This is a genomic window from Nocardia sp. NPDC006982 (assembly GCF_042869435.1).
Classification (GTDB): Bacteria; Actinomycetota; Actinomycetes; order Mycobacteriales; family Mycobacteriaceae; genus Nocardia.
Map to the genome: position 1 here is coordinate 101,573 of NZ_JBIAFV010000002.1, position 20,556 is coordinate 122,128.

The following is a 20,556-nucleotide window of genomic DNA, read 5'->3' on the forward strand; positions in this document are numbered from 1 at the left end:
GTCAGCCGCGCAGTCCGCCAGGGAAGAGGTACTCATCCGGGGGCATTGTGGTGCGGTTCAGCCAGGCGTCGAAGAAGCTGGTCAGATCGGTCGAGGATTTCGACTGCATGAAGGTGCGGAATTCGGGCATCGAAGCATTGCCGTAAGCGTGCGCGGCATTGAATTCCCGGACGGCCGTGAAGAATACGTCGTCACCGAGTTGTTTGCGCAGGGCGTGCAGGAACAGCGGGCCGCGATAGTAGACGGACGTGAATTCATTTCCGACGCCCGGATTTTCCAGCGGAATATCCCAGAATTTCGGCTCGGAGCGGTTCTTCCGAATGGTCTCGCGGTAGGCCGCGTCGACGTCCTTTCCCTCCATCCGCTCCGGCCACAGATAGTCCGCGGTGTAGCTGGCGAAGCATTCGTTCAGGCAGATATCCGACCATTGCCGCACCGAAACCGAATCGCCCCACCATTGGTGCGCGATTTCGTGCACGGCGGTCGGCAGGTCGGTCCACGGTGCGTAGATCGGACGGGTCTGGGTCTCCAGCGAGAACTCCAGATCCGCGTCGACGTAGATGCCACCCGCGGTGTCGAACGGATAGGGGCCGTAGAGCGCCTCTTCGAAATCGATGATTTCGGGCAGACGGTGCTCGGTTTCCCGATTGCCCTCCGCATTCTGGGCGAAGGCGCTGATCAGCGGGGTTCCGTTGGCGCGGCGCTGTTCGAGGTAGCTGTAGTGATCGATCGCGACCGTGGTCAGGTAGCCGAGCACCGGTTGATGCGACTCCCAGGTGACGTTGCGCTGCGCACCGACGACCGCGTTCTCGGTCCGCACACCGGTGGAAACCACCTCCCATTCCGCGGGAACCGACGCGTGCAAGGTGAAGGTGGCCTTGTCCAACGGGGTGTCGTTGAGCGGATACCAGGTGGTGGCCGAATGCGGTTCGCCCGCGACGAAGGCGCCGCCGCTGGGCGCGTAGGTCCACCCCTCGCCTTCGGTGTTCCTGGCTTGCCCGGCGTAGTCGACGGTCACCGTGAAGGGCAGGCCGGGCAACAGCGGCAGCAGTGGGGTCACGGTCAGTTCGTGGTCGCCGTTGCGGTCGAAGGCGGCGGGCAGGTTGTTCACCGAGACCATGCGCACGTCCGGGCCGTTGAAGTCCAGATTGAACATCCGCAGGGCCTGGGTGGCGGTGGCGTCGATCGCGGTCGTGCCGGTGAGCTGATGGCTCGGCGGGTCGTAGTCGATGGTGACCTCGTAGTGACCGACGTCGTAGCCGCCATTGCCGTCCAGTGGGTAGTACGGATCGTCCAGACCCGGCGCGCCGACGAGCGGATCGGCGTTCGCCGGAACCGGGGCGGCGACCAGCGCGCCGATCACGGCCGCACACAACCAGCCGGACCACCTCATACCACCACCCCTTTCATGGCCCACCTGACCTCGGTGGATGGTAGTCGCTTCAGTCGGCGCTACCGCTGAGTGCCACCGACGCGCCGAGGCCGAAGATCATCGCACCGCCCGCACCGCCGACCGCCTCCAGTCGTTGCGGCGAGCGCGCGAACCAGGTGCGTGCGGATGCGGCGAGCAGGCCCCAAGCGCTGTCGGAGATCAATGCGATCGCCAGGAAGATGGAGCCGAGGATCAGGAATTGCAACTGCAGCGAACCCGCCGACGGTTCGGCGAAATGCGGCAATACCGCCGAGAAGAAGACGATCGCCTTGGGATTGGTCAGCCCGACGAAGACGCTCTGCCGAAAGACCTTGGCATCGGCGGGGTCGATCTGCGCGTTCAGCGCCGTCCGCAGCGCCTTGCGCTCACGGATCGCCTGGATGCCGAGGTACATCAGATAGAGCGCACCGGCGAACTTGACCACGGTGAGCGCGAGCGCCGAAGCCGCGAGCAGGGTGCCCAGGCCCACCGAGACCAGCAGTAGCGCGATGAAAACGCCCACGGAATGACCGAATACCGAGACCAGGGCGGCGCGGCGGCCGAGCGCGAGGGCCCGGCCGATGGTGAAGAGCACACCCGGCCCGGGGATGACGATGATGACAATCGATGCGGCGATGAAAGCCAGCAGGTTGGACGCCGGAACCATTTACCGAGTCTATTCGGCGGCGCAAGGGAATTCGGCTGATCAGGACCCGAGGTCACCAGGCAGCTGGTGCGGGTCGAGCAGCAACCGTTTGGCAGAGGTGCGCCGCACCTTGTCGGCGAGTTCCAGATTATCGGTGAGCAATCGCCATTCGACCTCGCTGATGGCCGCACGCGCCCGATCGATGACGGTGCCGTCACGGGTGCCCCAGGCGATCGGCATGGCGCTGACCGACTGCCAGCGCTCGCCGACCTGACGCGGCGCCCGATCGGTGCGCACCGCGACCGACGGCACCCGCTCACCCGCGCGCTTCTCGTGCCCCGGCAGATCCCTGACCTTCCTGATCACCAAGGCATAGTGCGGGTCGTGGGTCTCCGGTTTCGAGACATCGACCAGTGCGAGCAGCACCACCCCGCCCGGATGCGTTTCGGACACGACCGCGGGCACCAGTTCACCGTCGGCATAGAGCTTGTCGATGCTGGAGCGGTGCGGTGTCCAGAACGCCACCCACAGCGCGACGACCGCGCCGAGTGCGAATGCGATCGCCAGCAGATAGGCCCACGGATGGTTGAGCCAGATCAGATACGCGGTGCCGGTCGCGGCGATGACGGCGGCCGCGATCGCCATGACACGCAGTCGACGTAAGTCGGCGAAGACTTCGTTGACCGCATGGGCGTGCTGCCGGTCCACCGCGAATTCGAAGCGTCGCACGTCATCATTCCTAGCACACGTATCGGAGGTAATTCCTCCGCTTATCCGATGGCCGGTCCCAGCAAGTCATCGGCATCCGTAATGCGATACGCGTAACCCTGTTCGGCGAGGAAACGCTGCCGGTGCGCGGCATATTCGGCGTCCAGGGTGTCACGTGCGACGACCGAATAGAAGTGGGCTTGGCCACCATCGTGTTTCGGCCGCAACAGTCGACCGAGCCGTTGCGCTTCTTCCTGACGCGAACCGAACGTTCCCGAAACCTGCACCGCGACAGAGGCTTCGGGCAAATCGATGGAAAAGTTCGCGACCTTGCTCACCACCAGCACCGGAATCTCACCGCGCCGGAAGGCATCGAAAAGTTCTTCGCGCTCTTTGGTTTTCGTAGAACCTTGAATTACCGGCGCATCGAGATCCGCGCCGAGCTCGTCGAGTTGATCAAGATACGCGCCGATCACCAAGGTCTGCGCATCCTTGTGCTGAGCCAGAATCGATTCCACCACAGGGATTTTCGTGCGCGCGGTCGAACAGAGCTTGTAGCGTTCTTCTGGCTCGGCGGTGGCGTAGGCCATCCGCTCGGCATCGGTGAGGGTCACCCGGACCTCGATGCAGTCGGCGGGGGCGATCCAGCCCTGCGCCTCGATATCCTTCCACGGCGCGTCGTAGCGCTTGGGTCCGATCAGCGAGAACACATCGCCCTCGCGGCCGTCCTCGCGCACCAGGGTCGCGGTGAGACCGAGCCTGCGCCGCGATTGCAGATCGGCGGTCATCCGGAAGACCGGTGCGGGCAGCAGGTGCACCTCGTCATAGATGACCAGGCCCCAATCGCGGCTGTCGAAGAGTTCGAGGTGCTTGTATTCGCCCTTGGTGCGGCGGGTGATCACCTGATAGGTGGCGATGGTGACCGGACGGATCTCCTTGCGCTCGCCGGAGTATTCGCCGATTTCGTCCTCGGTCAACGAAGTCCGGGCCAGCAGCTCACGCCGCCACTGCCGTCCGGCCACCGTATTGGTGACCAGGATCAGCGTCGTGGCCTGCGCCTTGGCCATCGCGGCCGCGCCGACCATCGTCTTGCCCGCACCACACGGCAGCACCACGACACCCGAACCACCGGCCCAGAACGAATCGGCCGCCATCTCCTGGTAATCGCGCAGATGCCACTTCCCGCCGGTGTAATCCAGCTCGATCGGATGTGCCTCGCCGTCGACATAGCCGGCCAGATCCTCGGCCGGCCAGCCGATCTTCAGCAGCATCTGTTTGATCCGGCCGCGCTCGGACGGATGCACGACGACGGTGTCCTCATCGACGCGGGCGCCGAGCATCGGTGCGATCTTCTTGTGCCGCAGCACCTCCTCGAGCACCGCGCGATCCAGACTGACCAGCGTCAACCCGTGCGCCGGATTCTTCACCAGCTGCAACCGGCCGTACCTGGCCATGGTGTCCACGATGTCGACCAGCAGCGGCTGCGGCACCGCATACCGCGAGTAGCTGACCAGGGCATCCACCACCTGCTCGGCATCATGACCCGCCGCCCGCGCATTCCACAGCGCCAGTGGCGTCACCCGATAGGTGTGCACATGCTCGGGCGCCCGCTCCAATTCCGCGAACGGCGCAATGGCCTGCCGCGCCACCCCGGCCAACTCGTGGTCGACCTCCAAGAGCAGCGTCTTGTCACTCTGAACGATCAGCGGACCGTCGGTCACAGTCTCTCCTCGTATACGGCGCGTCCGGCATTGTCGGATCGCTCGTGCGACTCCGGCCCATTGTTCCCGACGCCACCGACAACCCATCGGATGCGGCATCGATCCTGCTCCCGACGGGCGTAGCTTGCGTGGACTTCGCACATACAGCGTGCGAGCAGCCTGTTTTGTTCCGGGAAGATGCACCGACCGACCATTCTCGTCCGGATACCGCGGGATCCCGCTGGATCGAGACACGACTGCGCGATGACGTCACCTGGTCGGTCCAGCGGTGTCCGACTGGACCGAGACATCGACAGGGAGTGCGGGTGAGGATCGGGGGCATGATCGAGACTGCTGCGTTATTCGGTGTCGCGGCGGCCGCGTTGGGAATGGTGCTCACACCGGGACCGAACATGATGTATCTGGTATCGCGCAGCGTCTCGCAGGGACGGCGGGCCGGATTGGTGTCGCTCGGGGGTGTCGCGGCCGGATTCGGGGTCTACTTGGCGGCGGCCACAGCGGGGATCACCGCGGTGTTCGCAGTCGTGCCCGGCTTGTATCTGGCGGTGAAGCTGGCGGGTGCGGGATACCTGTTGTGGCTGGCCTGGCAGGCGGTGCGGCCCGGCGGGACCTCGGTCTTCGCACCCGCCGAGCTGCCGCCAGATCCGACGCGGCGACTGTTCACCATGGGCTTGGTCACCAATCTGCTCAATCCGAAAATCGCGATCATGTACATGGCCTTGATCCCGCAGTTCGTAGCGCCCGAGCACGGCCGGGTGTGGTTGCAGAGTCTGTGCCTCGGGTCGGTGCAGATCGCGGTGGCGTTGACGGTGAACGGGCTGATCGTGCTCGGCGCAGGCGGGATCGCCGCCTTCCTGACCGGTCGGCCGCTGTGGCTGCGGATCCAGCGCTACTTCATGGGCACGATGCTCGGCGGGATCGCGGTACTGGTCGCGACCGACCATGCGCGGCCGATGCCTGCCTGACGCCGGGAGCCGCTGAATATGTGATCGTGTGCGCATGGCGCATTTCGATTCCGCGGTGAATACCGCGCAGCATGTCGGGGAGCTGTTCGGCGTCTTCGCCTTCGCGACCTCGGGGGCGCTGCTCGCGGTGCGGCGCGGATTCGACGTATTCGGGATCGTGGTACTGGCCTGCAGTACAGCCCTTGGTGGCGGTGTCATTCGGGATCTGGTGATCGGCCGGACACCACCCGCGTCGTTCGTCGATCTCAGTTACCTGTGGACCGCGCTGCTCGCGGCCGCGGTCATCTTCTTCTGGCATCCGTCGCCGCGCGTGACCGGCGGTCCGCTCGGCGTGGCCGATGCGTTCGGGCTCGGGCTGTTCTGTGTGACCGGCACGGTGATCGCCTACAACCACGGTCTCGGCGCACCCTCGGCCACACTGCTCGGATTGGTCACCGCGATCGGCGGCGGAGTGATCCGCGATCTGCTCGGCGGGCAGACGCCGAGTGTGCTGATACCCGAGCAGATCTATGCGGTACCAGCACTTTTCGGTGCCACGGCGACCGCGACGCTACTGCATTTCAATGCCTACAACCCGATCACCGGCGCCTGCGCCGCGCTCGGCGCCATCGTATTTCGCCTGCTCGCGATGCGGTACGACTGGCACGCACCGCAGGCGCGACGGCGTCCACAGGACCGGGCCTAGCCGACTCGAACACCCGCGCGAAGCCGGCGCACGCCCTCATCGAGGGTTTCGTCGCGTTTGCAGAATGTGAAGCGCACCAGGTGATTCCACGCATCGACGTGGTCGGCGAAGGCGAGCAGCGGCACGGCCGCGACTCCCAGCCGAGCGGGCAGTTCCCGGCAAAAAGCCAAGCCGTCGGTTGCGCCGAGCGGTGTGATATCCGCGCAGATGAAGTAGCCGCCCGCACTCTCCTTCACCCCGAAGCCGGTGTCCTTCAGTGCGGCGGCGAGCCGGAGTCGCTTGTCCGACAGCGTGTCTCGTAGTGCGGCGACCCAGCCGAGTTCGTTGTTCAGCGCGTGCGCGACGGCCGGTTGGAACGGCCCACCCGCTACGAAGGTCAGGAACTGTTTGGCCGCGAGCACACCGTCGATGAGTTCGGACGGACCGAGCGCCCAGCCGGTTTTCCAACCGGTGACGCTGAAAGTCTTCGCCGCACTGGACACCACGACGGTGCGTTCGGCCATACCGGGCAGGGTGGCGAGGCTGATGTGCTCGTTGCCGTCGTAGACGAGGTGTTCGTAAACCTCGTCGGTGAGCACCAATAGGTCGTGCTCGCAGGCGATTTCGGCGATCGCGGTCAGATCGGCGCGGTCGAGCACGGTGCCGGTCGGGTTGTGCGGTGAATTGACGATCAGCATCCTCGTCGCGGGCGTAATGGCGGCGCGCATGCTGTCCAGGTCGAGTACGAAGCGGTCACCGTCGGCGACGAGATGGGCAGTGCGCCGTCGCGCTCCGGCCAGCGCGATCGCGGCCGCATAGGAGTCGTAGTAGGGCTCGATCAGCACGACCTCTTGACCGGGCTCGACCAGACCGAGCACGGCGGCACTGATCGCCTCCGTCGCACCGACGGTGACCAGGACCTGTGTGTCCGGGTCGTACTGGGTGCCGTAGCGGCGGGCCCGGTCGGCGGCGATGGCGCGCCGCAGGATCGGCATACCGCGGCCGGGCGGGTACTGGTTCAGCCCGTCGGCAATGGCCTGACGCGCGACCTCGAGCATGCCCGCGGGTCCGTCGGTATCCGGAAAGCCCTGACCCAGGTTGATCGCCTCGTGCCGGACGGCTAATTCGGTCATCTCCGCGAAGATCGTGGAGGCGAAGGGGCGCAGGCGTGCGACGGTCGCGGGTTGCGAGGACATATCCGGAGAGTAGCCCAGCGATCGCCATTGTTGCCAACAGATAGCGAAAGGCTATATTTCACTTTTGAATTGGCCCTTCTACCTGCATGGTTGTGCGGTGTCCCAACGGCGGCTAGCCTCGCCGTGTTCTACCTCACAAACCGCCGACCTGCGGCGGTAGCTCGAAAGGGGCGCTTATGGCCTCGTATCTGGACCTGGTACTGCAGCCGGCCGCGTCGGAGGTCGCCGGAACGGTACTGGGTTTCCTGCGAAATATCGCACACGACCTGATCGCCGGCTTCGGCTCGTCCACCGGCGATTGGTTCAACGGATCCTCGACCGGCAATAGCGGCACCGGATCGTCGACCGGGGACTGGTTCCTGGGCTCGTCCACGCCGTAACCCGATGGCGGTGTCAGGCCTGGCGATGAGGGCCCGGCCTGGCACCGCCTCACCCCAGGCGGACGTGGGACAGTTTCTCCGGATTCGCGAGATCGTAGGTACCCCAGACCAATCCGTCGCGAACCGCGAATCCGATCACCCGGGGCGGACCCTCGAGCCGACCGTAACCCGGGCCGACCCGATACACGACCAAACCCAATTGACCGTTGACCGTGGCGAATTCGAATTCCAGTGTCGGCTCCGAGGAGCCGTCCATACCGTACTTGCGCATCAGCCCGAGGAGGAAACGGGCGACCTTGTCCGCACCGGCGATGACATTGATCGCGGTGGACGTGGTGCCGTTCGCATCGCCGATTATTACCGAATCCGGGTGCAGTGCAGCGGTTATCGCGGCGATATCACCGGCGGACAGCGCGGCGATGAAATTGCGCACCGCGGCCGCGTGCTCGACATCCGGGACGGGCGGCGGGGCCTGCGCGACGGACTTCCTGGCCCGCACGGCCAGCTGGCGCGCCGCCTCCACCGAAATGCCGAGGATCTCGGCGATCTCGTCGAACGGCACCGAAAGCCCGTCGTGCAGAACGAATGCCACGCGCTGCGGCGGCGTCAGACTCTCCAACACCACCAGGGCGGCGAGGCTGCATTCCTGTTTGCGGACCACCGCCTCGAGCGGATCCGGCACGGTCGATGGCGTGGTACCGGTCACGACCGGCTCCGGAAGCCACTGCCCGACATAGGTTTCCCGGCGCACCGCGGCACTGCGCAGGCGGTCCAGGCAGATTCGGCTGACCACGGTGGTCAGCCACCCCCGCAGATCCTCGATCTCGGATTGATGCGCACCGGCCAGCCGTAGCCAACTCTCCTGCACGGCGTCCTCGGCGTCGCCCGCACTGCCCGTCAGCCGGTAGGCGACCGAGAGCAGATGCGCCCGATGCGATTCGAACAAGTCGGCGAGAAGAGCGGCAACCATCGGGCTCATTCTACGTTCCGCGCTGATGGGCCCGACGAGCCGGTCGTGACACCATGATCATATGGAGGATCATCCGCTATCCGACACAACCATCTGGTTGTCGCGGCCGACCGAGGCCGATATCGACGATATCGTCGCATGCTGCCAGGAGCCCAGCATTGCCGAGTGGGTGACGATTCCGGTTCCGTATCACCGGAAGAATGCCGAATCCTTCCTCGACGATATGGTCGCGCCCGGCTGGGCCACCTGCAGTCCGATCTGGGCGCTGCGGACCCGCGCCGACGGTCCGGTCGTCGGCATGATCGATCTCAACGCGCGCGACGAATCGGCATCGGAAATCGGCTTCTGGCTGGTCTCCGCGGAACGCGGACGCGGGCTGATGTCCCGCGCGGTCGCCCTGGTGTGCGAATTCGGTTTCCAGCCAACAGGATTGGCGCTGAGCCGGATCAACTGGCGCGCCTTCGTCGGCAATCACGCCTCGGCCGCGGTGGTCCGCCGCAACGGTTTCCACTACGAGGGGATGGCGCGACTCGGCAGCATGCAGCGCGGCAGCCGCCGCGACACCTGGCTGGCCGGACGGCTGGCGACGGACCCACCCGGCCCGGTCTCGGATTGGCCGCCCGGGATATGCGACATCGCGTAGCGATTTTATGAGGGGTGGTGGTCGGGCGACGGGTGGGCCCGAACCGCCGACAGGGGCGCGCAAAAGTCGTAGATTGCCCATATGGCGATCGATGCCCGATTCGAGTGGATCGCCGAGACCATGCACCTGCGGCCCGACGACCGGATCCTGGAAATCGGTCCCGGCTCCAGCGACTCGATCGCGTACCTGGCCGCACAGCTGGACGGCGGTCGCGTCGTCGGTGTGGACCGTTCCCCGACGGCCATCGCCCGCGCGACGAAGCGCCATGCCGCACTGATCAAATGCGGCAAGGTCCACCTGTTGCACGCCGGACTGGAACAGCTCGACCGAGCCCGGGTACTTGCCGAAATCGGACCGGCCCGCGGCTTCGACAAGGTTGTCGCCGTCAACGTGAATCTGTTCTGGACCAAGCGGCCCACCGCCGAACTCGCGCTGATCAGGCAGGTCCTCACACCCGACGGCACGCTGTATCTGTTCTACGGATACGGACCACCGGACGGGCCCACCGGCACCGGCCCGAAACCCGCACCCGGACACCTCATCGATTATCTGGCCACCGCGGGCTTCGACGGCGCCACCGTCTGCTCCGGCGATATCCTCGGCGTCGTCGCGAAACCGCGGCGAAATCCGTAGCCGCGCCCCGGCTTTCACCGGGGCGGCAGGCTCGGAGTATCAGTGCTCGCGGCGCTCCTGCACCGCGTCAGCGAGGCGATCGAGCTGGGCGGCCGTGGTCTCCCAATCGATGCAGGCATCGGTGATGGACTGCCCGTAGGTCAGTGCGTCGGCGTGCCCGAGGGTCAGATCCTGGCGGCCCGCGACGAGGAAGCTCTCCAGCATCACGCCGACCACCTCCGGCTCGCCCGCGGCCAACCGGCCCGCGATATCGGTGACCACATCGACCTGCTTGTTGTGATCCTTATTGCTGTTGCCGTGGCTGGCGTCCACCACGATCCGCGCCGGTAGCGATGCCTTCTCCAACCGGATGCAGGCCTCGCGGACCGAGGCGGCGTCGTAGTTCGGGCCGGTGCTGCCGCCGCGCAGGATCACATGGCAGTCCGGATTGCCGGTGGTGCGGATCAGCGCCGAGCGGCCGTCCAAGTCGGTGCCTGGGAAAACGTGACTGGCAGCAGCGGCCCGCACGCCGTCGACGGCCACCTGCACATCGCCGTCGGTGCCGTTCTTGATGCCGACCGGCATGGACAGTGCGCTGCTGAGCTGGCGGTGCACCTGGCTGGCCGCGGTGCGCGCGCCGATGGCGCCGTAGGAGACCAGGTCCGCGATGTACTGCGGGGTGATCGGGTCGAGGAATTCACAGGCCACCGGCAGGCCGAGGGCGGTGATATCGACCAGCAGCTTGCGGCCGATGCCCAGTCCGGTGTTCACGTCGAAGGAGCCGTCCAGGTGCGGATCGTTGATCAGCCCCTTCCAGCCAAGGGTGGTGCGCGGCTTCTCGAAGTACACCCGCATCACGACATGCAGCCGATCGTCTAGTTCAGCTGCCTTGGCGGCCAGGCGGCGGGCGTAGTCCAGCGCGGCGGCCGGATCATGGACCGAACACGGTCCGACGATCACCATCAGGCGATCGTCGGTACCGTTCAGCACATCGACGGTGGCTTTGCGACCGGCTCGGACCACGTCGGCGAGCGCATCGGTGATTCGGTGTACCTGGCGGACCTCGGCCGGTGAGCGCAACGGGCTCACACTGAGGGTGCGTTGGTCGTCCAGACCGAACAGCATCGCGGAGCGATTCGATGAGGGGTGGTGGTCGGGCGACGGGTGGGCGTGCCGCGCGTCGACGTCGGCTGCGGTAGTCATCGTTTGTGGGTTCCTTTACTTCAAGGCCGACCCACGGACGTGAAACCCGTCGAGCCGGTCCATCATCCGGCTCGGGGTGAAAACGAGGTCAGCGCAAATGGTTGCCGCAGACCGACCCACCCAGGGCCGGCTTGCTAAACCAGAAATAGACGCGCTGCACGACGGTGACTGTACCAGGGACTATCCCGAGGTAACCGCTAGGCCAACTTTCGTGCCGAAGCTCACCCCAGCTGACCGGGGACGTAACCACCGGCCGGGGTGCGGACGATCACATTCATCCGGTTCCACGCGTTGATCGTCGCGATGGCCGCGATGAGGGCCGCGGTCTGATCGTCGTCGTAGTGCTTGCGCACCTGCTCCCAGGTCTCGTCGCTGACGCCACGGCCGTCACCGATGCGGGTGGCCTCTTCGGTGAGGGCGAGGGCTGCGCGCTCGGCCTCGGTGAAGACGGTGGCCTCGTGCCACGCGGCGACGAGGTTGATTCGCACGGCGGTCTCGCCCGCGTGCGCGGCATCCTTGGTGTGCATATCGACGCACATGCCGCAGCCGTTGATCTGGCTGGCGCGGATCTTGACCAGTTCGTAGGTGGCGGCGGGCAGGGAGGACCCGTCGACGACCTTGCCCGCGGTGATGAGCCGCTTGACGTAGCTACCGGCGACGGGGTTGGCGTAGAGGTTGAAGCGCTGTTCCATGATCTGTGCCTTTCCATTCGGTTGGGTTCACAGAGAGGACGACGCGGCCCACCACAGTGTGACATCAGCGAATGTGACCTGGATCACGAGTGCCGTGCATCGCCGTCGCGGGGCGGATCAGTACTGGCTCGCAGTGATTTTCATCCTTCGCGCCCAAAGCGACCGGCACGACCGCCGCGCTTCCTGAGTTACCCTGTGCCGCAGGGGACTCCGCTACTTGCCGAATGTGTAGGTTACGCCGGTCAGCTTCTCGGACAGCTCCCACAGGCCGCGCGCGACCTGCTCGTCCTTGGATGCCGCGGTGGAACCGGACAGCCCGGGATAGCCACGCATGCCGCCCCATCCGTCCGGGCCGTAGAACGCGCCCGGCTCCACCTGCTCGGTCGCCGCGTAGATCTCCGGCAGCGCACCCATTTCGGCGCTCTGCGCCAGCAGCCGGTTGCCCAGCGCCATGACCTTGTCCAGAATGGATTCGGTATGCGACTGCAGTTCCGTTGCGGCATAACCGGGATGCGCGGCCACCGAAATCTTCGACGAACCCGCCGCGGTCAGCCGGCGCTGCAACTCGTAGGCGAACATCAGGTTGGCCAACTTCGCCTGGCCGTAGGCGGACCAGCGCTGGTACTTGCGGCGCTCCCAGTTCAGGTCGTCCAGATCGATCTTGCCGGCCCGGTGTGCACCGCTGGAGACCGTGACCACCCGGTCCGAAATCTTTTCCAGCAGTAGCCCGGTCAGCGCGAAGTGACCGAGATGGTTTGTGCCGATCTGCATTTCGAAGCCATCGGCGGTCCGCCGCTGCGGCACCGCCATCACACCCGCGTTATTGATCAGCACGTCGGCCCGATCCACCGCATCGGCGAACGCACGCACCGAGGCCAGATCCGCGAGATCGAGTTCGCGCACCTCGGCGCGCGCACCGATCTCCCCTGCCACTTTCTCGCCCTTGGCCAGATTTCGACAGGCCAGGACCACCTGCGCACCCGCCCCGGCCAGCGCACGCACCGTCGCCGCCCCCAGCCCGCTGTTCGCGCCGGTGACGATGATCGTGCGGCCACTCTGATCGGGAATGTTCGAGGTATCCCAATGGCTCATGACCGGAAGTCTAGTGCGCGCGGCCATCGTTCTCAGGCAATGCGCACAGGTCACGCCTGGGCCAGGATCTCCTCGTCGGTCATCGCCACCACCTCCAGGTACAACTTGGCGACGGCGTCCAGGCGATCGGGCGTGCCACGACCGGTCTCCCGTTCGATCAGCCGTCTGGCCAACCCGGCCACCGTCCGGCCGACGAGCAGGTCGGCGACCAGCGCGTGGTCGACCTCGAGCCATTCGCGGATCCTGGCGACGGCCGTGGTGGCCAGCACCGAGTCACCGCCGGCGCCGAAGAAATCGTCGTGCACGCCGATGCGCTCGATACCGAGCACTCCGGCGACGACGGTGGCCAGTGCGGCCTCGAGCGGCGTGCGTGGGCGCGCGTCCACCGCTTCGGACGCGTCGGGTTCCAGCAGTGCCACCACCGCGCGACGATCGAGCTTGCCGTTATCGGTCAACGGCATCTGCTCGAAGATCTCGATGCGAGTGGGAATCATGTAGCCGGGCAACAGATCCCGCACCGCGGCGACAATCTCCTCGGCGGAGCCGACCTCGCCCGAAACCGCTGCGACCAGCTTCGGCGCGCCCTTGCCTACCACGGTGGCCACCGCGTGCCGCACTCCCGGTGCGGTACGCAGTCCGCTTTCCACCTCGCCCAATTCCACCCGGTAACCGCGGATCTGAACCTGATGGTCGGCGCGACCGAGGAATTCGATGGTGCCGTCGGGCCAGTAGCGCGCCATATCACCGGTGCGGTACCAGCGGAGATCGTCGTGGACGACGAACCGTTGCGCGGTGCGCTCCGGATCATTGCGATAACCCGCCGCGACATTCGCACCGCCGACCCAGAATTCGCCGGGCACCCAGTCCGGGCAGTCGCGGCCCGCCGAATTCACCACGCGGCAGCGCACATTGCGCAGTGGCACGCCGAACGGGACGGTGGCCCAATGCTCGGGCGGGTCGGCGACCTCGCAAATGGTGTTGTGGATGGAGGTTTCGGTGGCACCGCCCAAACCGGAGAACCGGCAGCCCGGCACCTGCCGGGCCAGCCGCCGCGCCAGATCCGCGCCGACCCAGTCACCGCCGAGGGTGACCGCGCGCAGCGAATCGCCCAGGTGGTCACCGCCGATCTCCAGGATCATGTCGAGCATGCTCGGCACACAGTTGAGGATCGAAACCCGGTGGTGGGTCAGCAGTTCCACCCAGCTGGTGGCCTCCTCGCGCTGTGCGGCCGACAGCGCGACCACCGAGCCGCCGACCGCGAACATGCCGAACATGTCGTAGACGGAGGCGTCGAATTCCAGCGCGGACAGCCCGAGCACCCGGTCGGCCGGGCCGACCTCGAACCACTCGTTCACCGCGTCGATGGTGTTCATCGCACCGCGGTGCGGCACGTCGACACCCTTCGGCACACCCGTGGAGCCGGAGGTGAACAGCACATAGGCGATCGACTCCGGATCCGGCACCACCGGTTCGGCCAACGGATTCGGATGGGTACGCGCCGCCGACAGCGGCAGACAGGTGATATCCGGGCGATCCATATCGGCGGCGTCGACAGTGAGCGCGGCGACCACGTCACCGGTGCGCAGGATCTCCGCGCGCCGCCCGACCGGCTGATCGAAACCGATGGGCACATAGGCCGCACCCACCGCGAGCACACCGAGTACGGCGAGGATCTGATCCGGCCCCTTCGGCAGCTGCACCGCGACGGTTGCACCGGGCCGCACCCCGATCTCACACAGCGCGGCCGCAACCGAAAGCGCTTGTCCGGCAAGCTCGCCGTAGCTCCAGCCGCCGTCCACGCCGTCGCGACGCCATAGCACCGCCGGTGCGTCGGGCGTGCTGCGGGCATGGTCGAAGAAGCCCTGGTGCAGTGCCCGTCCGGAGACCGGACCGTCGGTCGCGTTCACTGCGGCGCGCACGGCGGCCTGGGCGACCGGCAGGTGCACCGCGGCCTCCGCGATCCAGCCCGCCTCGCCCGCGCCGAGCCTGCCGATGGCCTCGGTGTAGCTGGTGAACATGGCGTCGATCATTCCCGCGGGGAACGCGGATTCGCGCACGTCCCAGTTGAGTAGCAGCCCGCCGCGCACCTCGGTGACCTGCGCGTCCAGCAGCACCTGTGGTCCCTGCGAGATGATCCAGACCGGCTCGCCGAAGGTTTCGGTGACCGAGGTCGCGAACAGCTCGCCCAGGTTGAGCGCGCTGGTGTAGACGATCGGCGCGAGCACCGGCTCGCCGCGGTGCCTGCCCAGATCGCGCAGTACCTCCAGCCCGGAATACGCGGTGTGCGAGCCGCTTTCGTGCATCGCACGCTGTAGTGCTTTCGCCCGCTCGGTGACCGTCACATTCTCGGTGACGTCCACCTCCAACATGATCGAGGAGGTGAAATCGCCGATCACCCGGTCGATATCCGGATGCACCGGTTCCCGGTGGAACAGCGGCACATTCAGCAGGAAGCGGCTCTGCCCCGACCAGCCGCCGATGGTCTCGGCGAATACCGCAGCCAATGCCATTGCCGGTGTGATGCCGCGAGCGTGCGCGGCGGCGAGCAGCCGCTCCTTGGCTTCCGGCTCCAACCAGTGGTCGTAGCGGACGGTCCGCTGCGGTTCGGCGCGCTCGCTGACCGGAATGGTCGGCAGCTCCGGTGCGCCGGGCAGCTCCGGCAGCCGATCGCGCCACCACTGCTTATCGCGTTCCCTGGCAACGGTATCCACTCTGCGCTCGATGCGATAGCGGCGATAGCTGTAGCCCTGCGGAGGAACCGTGCCGCCGTGGTAGAGGTCGGCAAGGTCGGCGACGAGCACGCGGTAGCTCATCGCGTCACCCGCGATCATGTCGACATCGAGATGCAGCCGGGTGCGGCCGTCGGCGAGCAGGCTCAGCGTCACGTCGAGCACCTGGCCCTCCTCGATGGCCAGCCGCTGATGAGTCTTGCTGTCGCGCAACCGCTCCAGCTCGGCCTCGGCCGCCGCAGGAGCGTGCGCGCGCAGATCGACGACCGAGAACACCGGCCGGCCCGGGTCGAGAATGGTCTGCTGGGTGCCGTCGGTAAGGAACCTGGTACGCAGCATCGGATGCACGGCAACGAGATCCGTCACGGCCCGCGCCAAACGTTCGGGATCGACCTCGGCACCGTCGAATTCGACATACAGGTGTGCCGCGACACCACCGAGATCCTGCTCCTCGGAGCGACCGATCCAGTAGGCGTGCTGCATCGAACCCAACGGGAACGGCGCGAATTCGTCTTCGGGATCAACGTTTTCGACAGGTTCGACCTCCGCGACCGCCGCGACGGATTCGTCGACGCCGAGCAACCGCGCCCACTCCGCGACCGACGGCGCCGCAGCCAACTGCGCGAAATTGATCTCCAGCCCCCGTTTGCGCCAGCCGCCCGCCAACTTCATGGTGCGAATGGAGTCCAGTCCGAGCTGGATCAGATCATCGCCGTCGGCGATCGTCTCGACCGGTACGTCGAGCTGCTGGGCAATGGCAGCGCGGATTTCCTCCCGGCCGATCGTCGTCCCCGCCCCGTCCCCCGGTCGCTGTGCTGGCTCCATCTGGCGCTGTCACTCCTTGATCGCCGCCGCATCCGGCGGATCGAGACTGCTCAGCGGGTAGCCTATAGCATTGAGATAGGGTTGCCTAACCTATGTTATGAGACCCTAATCATGCAGCAGATCTTGCAGTGAGGCAGACCGTGACTTCGACATCCACCTCGCCCACCCATCGCGACGGCTACATCCCCTTCCCCACCGCCGACGCCGCGACCTATCGCGCGGCCGGCTACTGGACCGGCCGCCCACTCGGCGACCTGCTGCGCGCGACCGCGACCCGGCACCCGCATCGCACCGCCCTGCTCGATGCCGACAGCACGCGCACATACGCGTGGGTGGATGCCGAGGCCGATCGAATGGCGCACGGTTTACTCGCACTCGGCATCGCCCCGGGCGATCGGGTCGTCGTGCAACTGCCGAATGTGCCTGAGTTCTTGACTGTCCTGTTCGGATTGCTGCGCGCCGGAATCATTCCGGTACTGACCCTGCCCGCGCATCGCCGCGCCGAAATCGAGCATCTGGCCGGGCTTTCCGAAGCGGTCGCGTACATCGTGGCCGACCGGCTCGGCGACTTCGACTACCGCGAACTGGCCGAAACCGTCCGCTCGGCGGTACCCACCCTGCGTCACGTTCTCGTACTCGGTGATCCGGGAACCTTCACCGATCTGAATTCGATTCCCCGCGACGGCGGTTCACTTCCCGACATCGATCCGAGCGATATCGCGCTGATGCTGGTCTCCGGCGGTACCACCGGCCTGCCGAAGCTCATCGCGCGCACCCACGACGACTACGTCTACAACGCCACCGCGAGCGCCGAGGTTTGCGGACTGACCGAGGACGACGTCTACCTCGCGACACTGCCCGCCGCACACAACTTCCCGCTCGCCTGCCCCGGCATACTCGGCACCGTATCGGTCGGCGCGGCCGTCACCTTCATCACCGATCCGAGTCCGGAGAGCGCCTTCGCCGCCATCGAACACCATCGCGTCACCGTCACCGCGGTCGTGCCGCCACTGGCCCAACTCTGGTGTGCGGCAACCGAATGGGAAGACGCCGATCTCGGCTCACTGCGCCTGCTCCAGGTCGGCGGCGCGCGGCTGGCCGAGGTGAACGCCCGCGAGGTTGTGCCCGCACTGGGCGTCCAACTGCAACAGGTCTTCGGTATGGCCGAGGGCCTGCTCAACTACACCCGCCTCGACGACACCGCCGATATCGTCTGCACCACCCAGGGTCGTCCGCTCTCGCCTGCCGACGAGGTGCGGGTCGTGGATGCCGACGGCAGCGAGGTCGTCCCGGGCGAAGAGGGTGAACTGCTCACCAAGGGCCCCTACACAATCCGCGGCTACTACCGCGCCCCCGAACACAATGCCCGCGCCTTCACCCCCGACGGCTACTACCGCTCCGGCGATCTCGTGCGCCGACTGCCGAGCGGCCATCTGATCGTCTCCGGCCGCATCAAGGACGTCATCAATCGGGGCGGCGAGAACATCTCCTGCGACGAACTCGAGGAACATCTGCTGGCCCATCCGTCCGTCCGGCATGCCGCCGCCGTCGGCCTTCCCGATGCCGCGCTGGGTGAAAAGGTCTGTGCCGTCTTGGTTGTCGACGGCGAGATGCCGACCCTGGTCCAGCTCAAGTCCTTCCTCACCGAACGCGGTCTGGCGACCTACAAACTCCCGGACCTGCTCCGCCAGGCCGACGAACTGCCCATCACCGCCGTCGGCAAGATCGATAAGAAGGCCCTGCGCGCCGACCACGGCTGACCGGAACGATCGGGGGTGGCGCGAGTCCGATCTCGCCACCCCCGATCCGAACCCCGGATAACCGGGTGCCCCAGCAGATGATTCGGAACGCGGGCCGACCTTGATGGGTATGAATTTGCTAGGCCTTGACTACATAGGGCGCGACACTGCCCAGTTTTTCGCAGGTCTCCTCGAATTCCCGCTCCGGCCGCGACTGCCCGACAATGCCCGCGCCCGCCCGCAGCCACGCGCCTTCGGTGGTCTGATAGACCGCACGCAGCACCAGCGTCGCCTCCATCGCACCACTCGGCGAAATCGTCACCACGGCACCGGAGTACAGACCACGCGGCGCACCGTCGAGACGGAACACCGAGTCGACGCCCTCCCGCTTCGGAATACCGGACGCCGTGACCGACGGGAACAGGACCTCGAGCGCATCCCAGCTGGAACGGTCCGCAGCGAGTCGCCCGCGCACCGTGGAGGCCAGATGCTGCACGCTGCCACGTTCCCGAACCGCCATGAAATCGGAGACCGCGGGCGTGCCGGGATCGGCCACCTCGGTGATCTCGGCAAAGGAGGTCTGCACCGAAATCGCGTGCTCCACGATCTCTTTGGGATCGGTGATCAGGTCGGCCCGAGCCGCCATATCGATGGCTTCGCCCAGCCCGAAGGCGCGCGTCCCGGCAAGCGGCTCGGTGGTGACCACCCGATCCTCGTCGACGGAGGCAACCAACTCCGGACTGAATCCGGCCGCCTCGAGTCCACCGAGGCGAAGCAGGAACGACCGCGCCGGAGTGTTGTTGGCGCGGCCGAGCCGGTAACTGGCGGGGACGTCCACCGCGAACGGCAGATCGACCTTCCTGGACAGAATGACCTTCTGATAGCGACCGGAACGGATTTCCGTGACCGCCTCGGCGACCCGATCGCGATATCCGGTCGGATCGAGACGCACATCGACCGGATGCGCCTGCGGCAGCTCGGTCTCCTGCGAGGCGGCGATGAGATCGTGAATGTCATCGGCCTCGGCCGGTGTCGCGCCGGAAATCCGGACGCCGAACTCGCCGACCCGCACCTCGATGCGCGGAATCATCAGATGGGCCAGTGCGGTTCGCGGATCCAGATGCCGCGTCGCATCCAATGCCCATGCGCAGAACTCGAATCCGATCCAGCCGTAGGCCCGACGCCCGCCGAGCGGCAGCGTGGCCAGGGCGCTGTCGATGACCCGCGCCGGGCTGCCCTCCCAGGCACTCGTGGTGCCGCGCCCGTCCCAGGACATGCGCAATTCGTTCGCGTCGAGTTCGACGCCGCCGAGCGGATCGGCCGCGAATACCCATTCGCCGGGCCGTTCGTACATCACGTATTCACCGAAGCGCTCGGCCGCCGCCAGCCGGGACATCGCTGCCGCCGGATCGGTCACATACTCAACGCGCAAGCGCTCCGTGGTCGACAACGATCCTCCAAGGTTATGCTGACCTAACTCAGAGAAGTAAGGTTAGCATTACCTGTCTAAAGCGTACTGTGCTGCAGACCACAGAAACGGCTACTCCGCGGGCACCGCAAGCGCCGACCGCTCGACGCTCAACAGACTCTCCGTGCTGTGCTCCGCGTGATATGCGGCTCCGCCGCCGCGCACTCCGAACAACCGCTTGCTGTAGACCAGCCACACCACCGCCGCGATATTGATCAGCAGCGCGCCGATGCGCAGCACAGTGATCTTCTCGGTCAACTCATAGATCTCCAACGGCAGGAAGATGCTGGTCGCGACCACCGCGAAGTACTCACCCCAGCGCTTCACCAGCCACAGCCCCACCGCCTCGATCGCCTGCAGCGCCGCATAGGCGAGGATGCCGATGGCCACCCACAGCAGGGTCGTATTCGACAGCGAGAACGCGTCATCGATCAGATGCACGAGCTTGGATCGGTCGATATCCCAGCCGATCTGATCGGCCAGCGGGCGCAGCAGCGGCAGTTCCTCGTCGAAGGCCGCCCGCATATCCTCGCGCGAGGACCGGAATTTGAAGACGGCGAGCGCGGCGACCACCAAGAGCAAGCCGCGCACCAACCGCTCGATCGCCAACGCCCGCATCAGCCAGCGGTCCCGCAGCAGTCGCCCGCGCGGCACCTCCGGAGCGTGGTCGGCGGGCCCGGAGCCCACCGGTTCGCCGGGTACGAACGTGCCGCAGCGCAGACACCGCCACGCGACACCGGCCACCGTCTGAACATGCAACCGCTCCGCCAGATCCTGCTCGTCCGGCGCATAGGTGTAGTGGCCGTGCCAGCCGCACGCGCGTAACGCCCAATCCATGCGCGCAGCCTAGTTTGCCATCGCGATCGGCCGCGATCGCAAACGCCGTGTCGAT

At 66.3% G+C, this 20,556-nt stretch carries 18 protein-coding genes; 6 read left to right on the forward strand and 12 right to left on the reverse strand.

Annotated features, from left to right (window positions below):
- Position 1: 1 nt before the first annotated feature.
- Genes ACFYOW_RS09465 through ACFYOW_RS09480 form a run of 4 tightly spaced genes read right to left on the reverse strand, consistent with a single transcriptional unit; the run spans position 2 to position 4,486 of the window.
- Complete coding sequence (locus ACFYOW_RS09465) at positions 2 to 1,393, reverse strand: M1 family metallopeptidase (RefSeq protein WP_387286257.1); 1,392 nt, start codon at positions 1,391 to 1,393, stop codon at positions 2 to 4.
- 49 nt (positions 1,394 to 1,442) lie between these two features.
- The gene (locus ACFYOW_RS09470) at positions 1,443 to 2,078 is read right to left on the reverse strand and encodes a LysE family translocator (RefSeq protein WP_387286259.1); all 636 of its coding nucleotides are present in this window, start codon (positions 2,076 to 2,078) and stop codon (positions 1,443 to 1,445) included.
- Positions 2,079 to 2,117: 39 nt separating this feature from the next.
- The gene (locus ACFYOW_RS09475; RefSeq protein ID WP_387286261.1) at positions 2,118 to 2,786 is read right to left on the reverse strand and encodes a DUF3239 domain-containing protein; all 669 of its coding nucleotides are present in this window, start codon (positions 2,784 to 2,786) and stop codon (positions 2,118 to 2,120) included.
- A gap of 41 nt (positions 2,787 to 2,827) precedes the next feature.
- Positions 2,828 to 4,486 carry a DNA repair helicase XPB gene (locus ACFYOW_RS09480; protein ID WP_387286263.1) on the reverse strand — a complete coding sequence of 553 codons (1,659 nt, stop codon included), beginning with the start codon at positions 4,484 to 4,486 and terminating at the stop codon, positions 2,828 to 2,830.
- Positions 4,487 to 4,806: 320 nt separating this feature from the next.
- On the opposite strand from ACFYOW_RS09480, the gene ACFYOW_RS09485 reads away from it, so the two are divergent.
- Together ACFYOW_RS09485 and ACFYOW_RS09490 are read left to right on the forward strand one after the other, a co-directional pair.
- Positions 4,807 to 5,451 (forward strand): LysE family translocator, encoded by a 645-nt coding sequence (locus tag ACFYOW_RS09485; RefSeq protein ID WP_387286265.1) that lies wholly within the window; start codon positions 4,807 to 4,809, stop codon positions 5,449 to 5,451.
- A gap of 34 nt (positions 5,452 to 5,485) precedes the next feature.
- On the forward strand, positions 5,486 to 6,136 hold the full coding sequence (locus tag ACFYOW_RS09490) for a trimeric intracellular cation channel family protein (protein ID WP_063044424.1): 651 nt from the start codon (positions 5,486 to 5,488) through the stop codon (positions 6,134 to 6,136).
- On the opposite strand, the gene ACFYOW_RS09495 is transcribed toward ACFYOW_RS09490, so the two are convergent.
- The gene (locus ACFYOW_RS09495; protein WP_387286267.1) at positions 6,133 to 7,311 is read right to left on the reverse strand and encodes a pyridoxal phosphate-dependent aminotransferase; all 1,179 of its coding nucleotides are present in this window, start codon (positions 7,309 to 7,311) and stop codon (positions 6,133 to 6,135) included. The two genes, ACFYOW_RS09490 and ACFYOW_RS09495, sit on opposite strands and share 4 nt — an antisense overlap.
- Before the next feature lie 176 nt (positions 7,312 to 7,487).
- Between ACFYOW_RS09495 and ACFYOW_RS09500 the strand changes: the two genes are divergently transcribed.
- Positions 7,488 to 7,691, forward strand: coding sequence for a hypothetical protein (locus tag ACFYOW_RS09500; RefSeq protein ID WP_040686425.1), 204 nt, complete (start codon positions 7,488 to 7,490; stop codon positions 7,689 to 7,691).
- A 49-nt stretch (positions 7,692 to 7,740) separates the two neighbouring features.
- Here the strand turns inward: ACFYOW_RS09500 and ACFYOW_RS09505 are convergent, their stop codons facing one another.
- Entirely contained in the window at positions 7,741 to 8,661 is a 921-nt protein-coding gene (locus ACFYOW_RS09505; protein ID WP_387286269.1) for a sigma-70 family RNA polymerase sigma factor, read from the reverse strand.
- 61 nt (positions 8,662 to 8,722) lie between these two features.
- On the opposite strand from ACFYOW_RS09505, the gene ACFYOW_RS09510 reads away from it, so the two are divergent.
- Both ACFYOW_RS09510 and ACFYOW_RS09515 read left to right on the forward strand, forming a co-directional pair.
- Positions 8,723 to 9,304 (forward strand): GNAT family N-acetyltransferase, encoded by a 582-nt coding sequence (locus tag ACFYOW_RS09510; protein ID WP_387286271.1) that lies wholly within the window; start codon positions 8,723 to 8,725, stop codon positions 9,302 to 9,304.
- A gap of 81 nt (positions 9,305 to 9,385) precedes the next feature.
- Positions 9,386 to 9,937, forward strand: a complete 552-nt coding sequence (locus ACFYOW_RS09515; protein ID WP_387286273.1) for a class I SAM-dependent methyltransferase — start codon at positions 9,386 to 9,388, stop codon at positions 9,935 to 9,937.
- A 39-nt stretch (positions 9,938 to 9,976) separates the two neighbouring features.
- Here ACFYOW_RS09515 and ACFYOW_RS09520 read toward each other — a convergent pair whose 3' ends face one another.
- From ACFYOW_RS09520 to ACFYOW_RS09535, 4 genes are all read right to left on the reverse strand, one after another.
- Positions 9,977 to 11,119, reverse strand: coding sequence for a 3-deoxy-7-phosphoheptulonate synthase (locus ACFYOW_RS09520; protein WP_387286275.1), 1,143 nt, complete (start codon positions 11,117 to 11,119; stop codon positions 9,977 to 9,979).
- Between the two features lie 221 nt (positions 11,120 to 11,340).
- Positions 11,341 to 11,811 (reverse strand): carboxymuconolactone decarboxylase family protein, encoded by a 471-nt coding sequence (locus tag ACFYOW_RS09525; RefSeq protein ID WP_063044444.1) that lies wholly within the window; start codon positions 11,809 to 11,811, stop codon positions 11,341 to 11,343.
- A gap of 213 nt (positions 11,812 to 12,024) precedes the next feature.
- Positions 12,025 to 12,903: an oxidoreductase gene (locus tag ACFYOW_RS09530; RefSeq protein WP_387286277.1), complete on the reverse strand. Its 879-nt coding sequence runs from the start codon at positions 12,901 to 12,903 to the stop codon at positions 12,025 to 12,027.
- A gap of 50 nt (positions 12,904 to 12,953) precedes the next feature.
- Complete coding sequence (locus ACFYOW_RS09535; protein ID WP_387286278.1) at positions 12,954 to 16,457, reverse strand: amino acid adenylation domain-containing protein; 3,504 nt, start codon at positions 16,455 to 16,457, stop codon at positions 12,954 to 12,956.
- Between the two features lie 140 nt (positions 16,458 to 16,597).
- Here ACFYOW_RS09535 and ACFYOW_RS09540 point away from each other — a divergent pair, with 140 nt between their 5' ends.
- Complete coding sequence (locus ACFYOW_RS09540) at positions 16,598 to 18,217, forward strand: (2,3-dihydroxybenzoyl)adenylate synthase (protein ID WP_387286279.1); 1,620 nt, start codon at positions 16,598 to 16,600, stop codon at positions 18,215 to 18,217.
- A 118-nt stretch (positions 18,218 to 18,335) separates the two neighbouring features.
- Here ACFYOW_RS09540 and nbtS read toward each other — a convergent pair whose 3' ends face one another.
- On the reverse strand, positions 18,336 to 19,646 hold the full coding sequence (gene nbtS, locus ACFYOW_RS09545; RefSeq protein ID WP_387286280.1) for a nocobactin biosynthesis salicylate synthase NbtS: 1,311 nt from the start codon (positions 19,644 to 19,646) through the stop codon (positions 18,336 to 18,338).
- Positions 19,647 to 19,736: 90 nt separating this feature from the next.
- Positions 19,737 to 20,501 carry a DUF2127 domain-containing protein gene (locus tag ACFYOW_RS09550; protein WP_387286281.1) on the reverse strand — a complete coding sequence of 255 codons (765 nt, stop codon included), beginning with the start codon at positions 20,499 to 20,501 and terminating at the stop codon, positions 19,737 to 19,739.
- Positions 20,502 to 20,556: the final 55 nt, after the last annotated feature.

Coding starts and splice junctions, on each gene's coding strand:
- ACFYOW_RS09465 (WP_387286257.1), bottom strand. CDS start 1,393: ATGAGGTGGTCCGGCTGGTTGTGTGCGGCCGTGATCGGCGCGCTGGTC.
- ACFYOW_RS09470 (WP_387286259.1), bottom strand. CDS start 2,078: ATGGTTCCGGCGTCCAACCTGCTGGCTTTCATCGCCGCATCGATTGTC.
- ACFYOW_RS09485 (WP_387286265.1), top strand. CDS start 4,807: ATGATCGAGACTGCTGCGTTATTCGGTGTCGCGGCGGCCGCGTTGGGA.
- ACFYOW_RS09490 (WP_063044424.1), top strand. CDS start 5,486: ATGGCGCATTTCGATTCCGCGGTGAATACCGCGCAGCATGTCGGGGAG.
- ACFYOW_RS09495 (WP_387286267.1), bottom strand. CDS start 7,311: ATGTCCTCGCAACCCGCGACCGTCGCACGCCTGCGCCCCTTCGCCTCC.
- ACFYOW_RS09500 (WP_040686425.1), top strand. CDS start 7,488: ATGGCCTCGTATCTGGACCTGGTACTGCAGCCGGCCGCGTCGGAGGTC.
- ACFYOW_RS09505 (WP_387286269.1), bottom strand. CDS start 8,661: ATGGTTGCCGCTCTTCTCGCCGACTTGTTCGAATCGCATCGGGCGCAT.
- ACFYOW_RS09510 (WP_387286271.1), top strand. CDS start 8,723: ATGGAGGATCATCCGCTATCCGACACAACCATCTGGTTGTCGCGGCCG.
- ACFYOW_RS09515 (WP_387286273.1), top strand. CDS start 9,386: ATGGCGATCGATGCCCGATTCGAGTGGATCGCCGAGACCATGCACCTG.
- ACFYOW_RS09520 (WP_387286275.1), bottom strand. CDS start 11,119: ATGACTACCGCAGCCGACGTCGACGCGCGGCACGCCCACCCGTCGCCC.
- ACFYOW_RS09525 (WP_063044444.1), bottom strand. CDS start 11,811: ATGGAACAGCGCTTCAACCTCTACGCCAACCCCGTCGCCGGTAGCTAC.
- ACFYOW_RS09530 (WP_387286277.1), bottom strand. CDS start 12,903: ATGAGCCATTGGGATACCTCGAACATTCCCGATCAGAGTGGCCGCACG.
- ACFYOW_RS09535 (WP_387286278.1), bottom strand. CDS start 16,457: ATGGAGCCAGCACAGCGACCGGGGGACGGGGCGGGGACGACGATCGGC.
- ACFYOW_RS09550 (WP_387286281.1), bottom strand. CDS start 20,501: ATGGATTGGGCGTTACGCGCGTGCGGCTGGCACGGCCACTACACCTAT.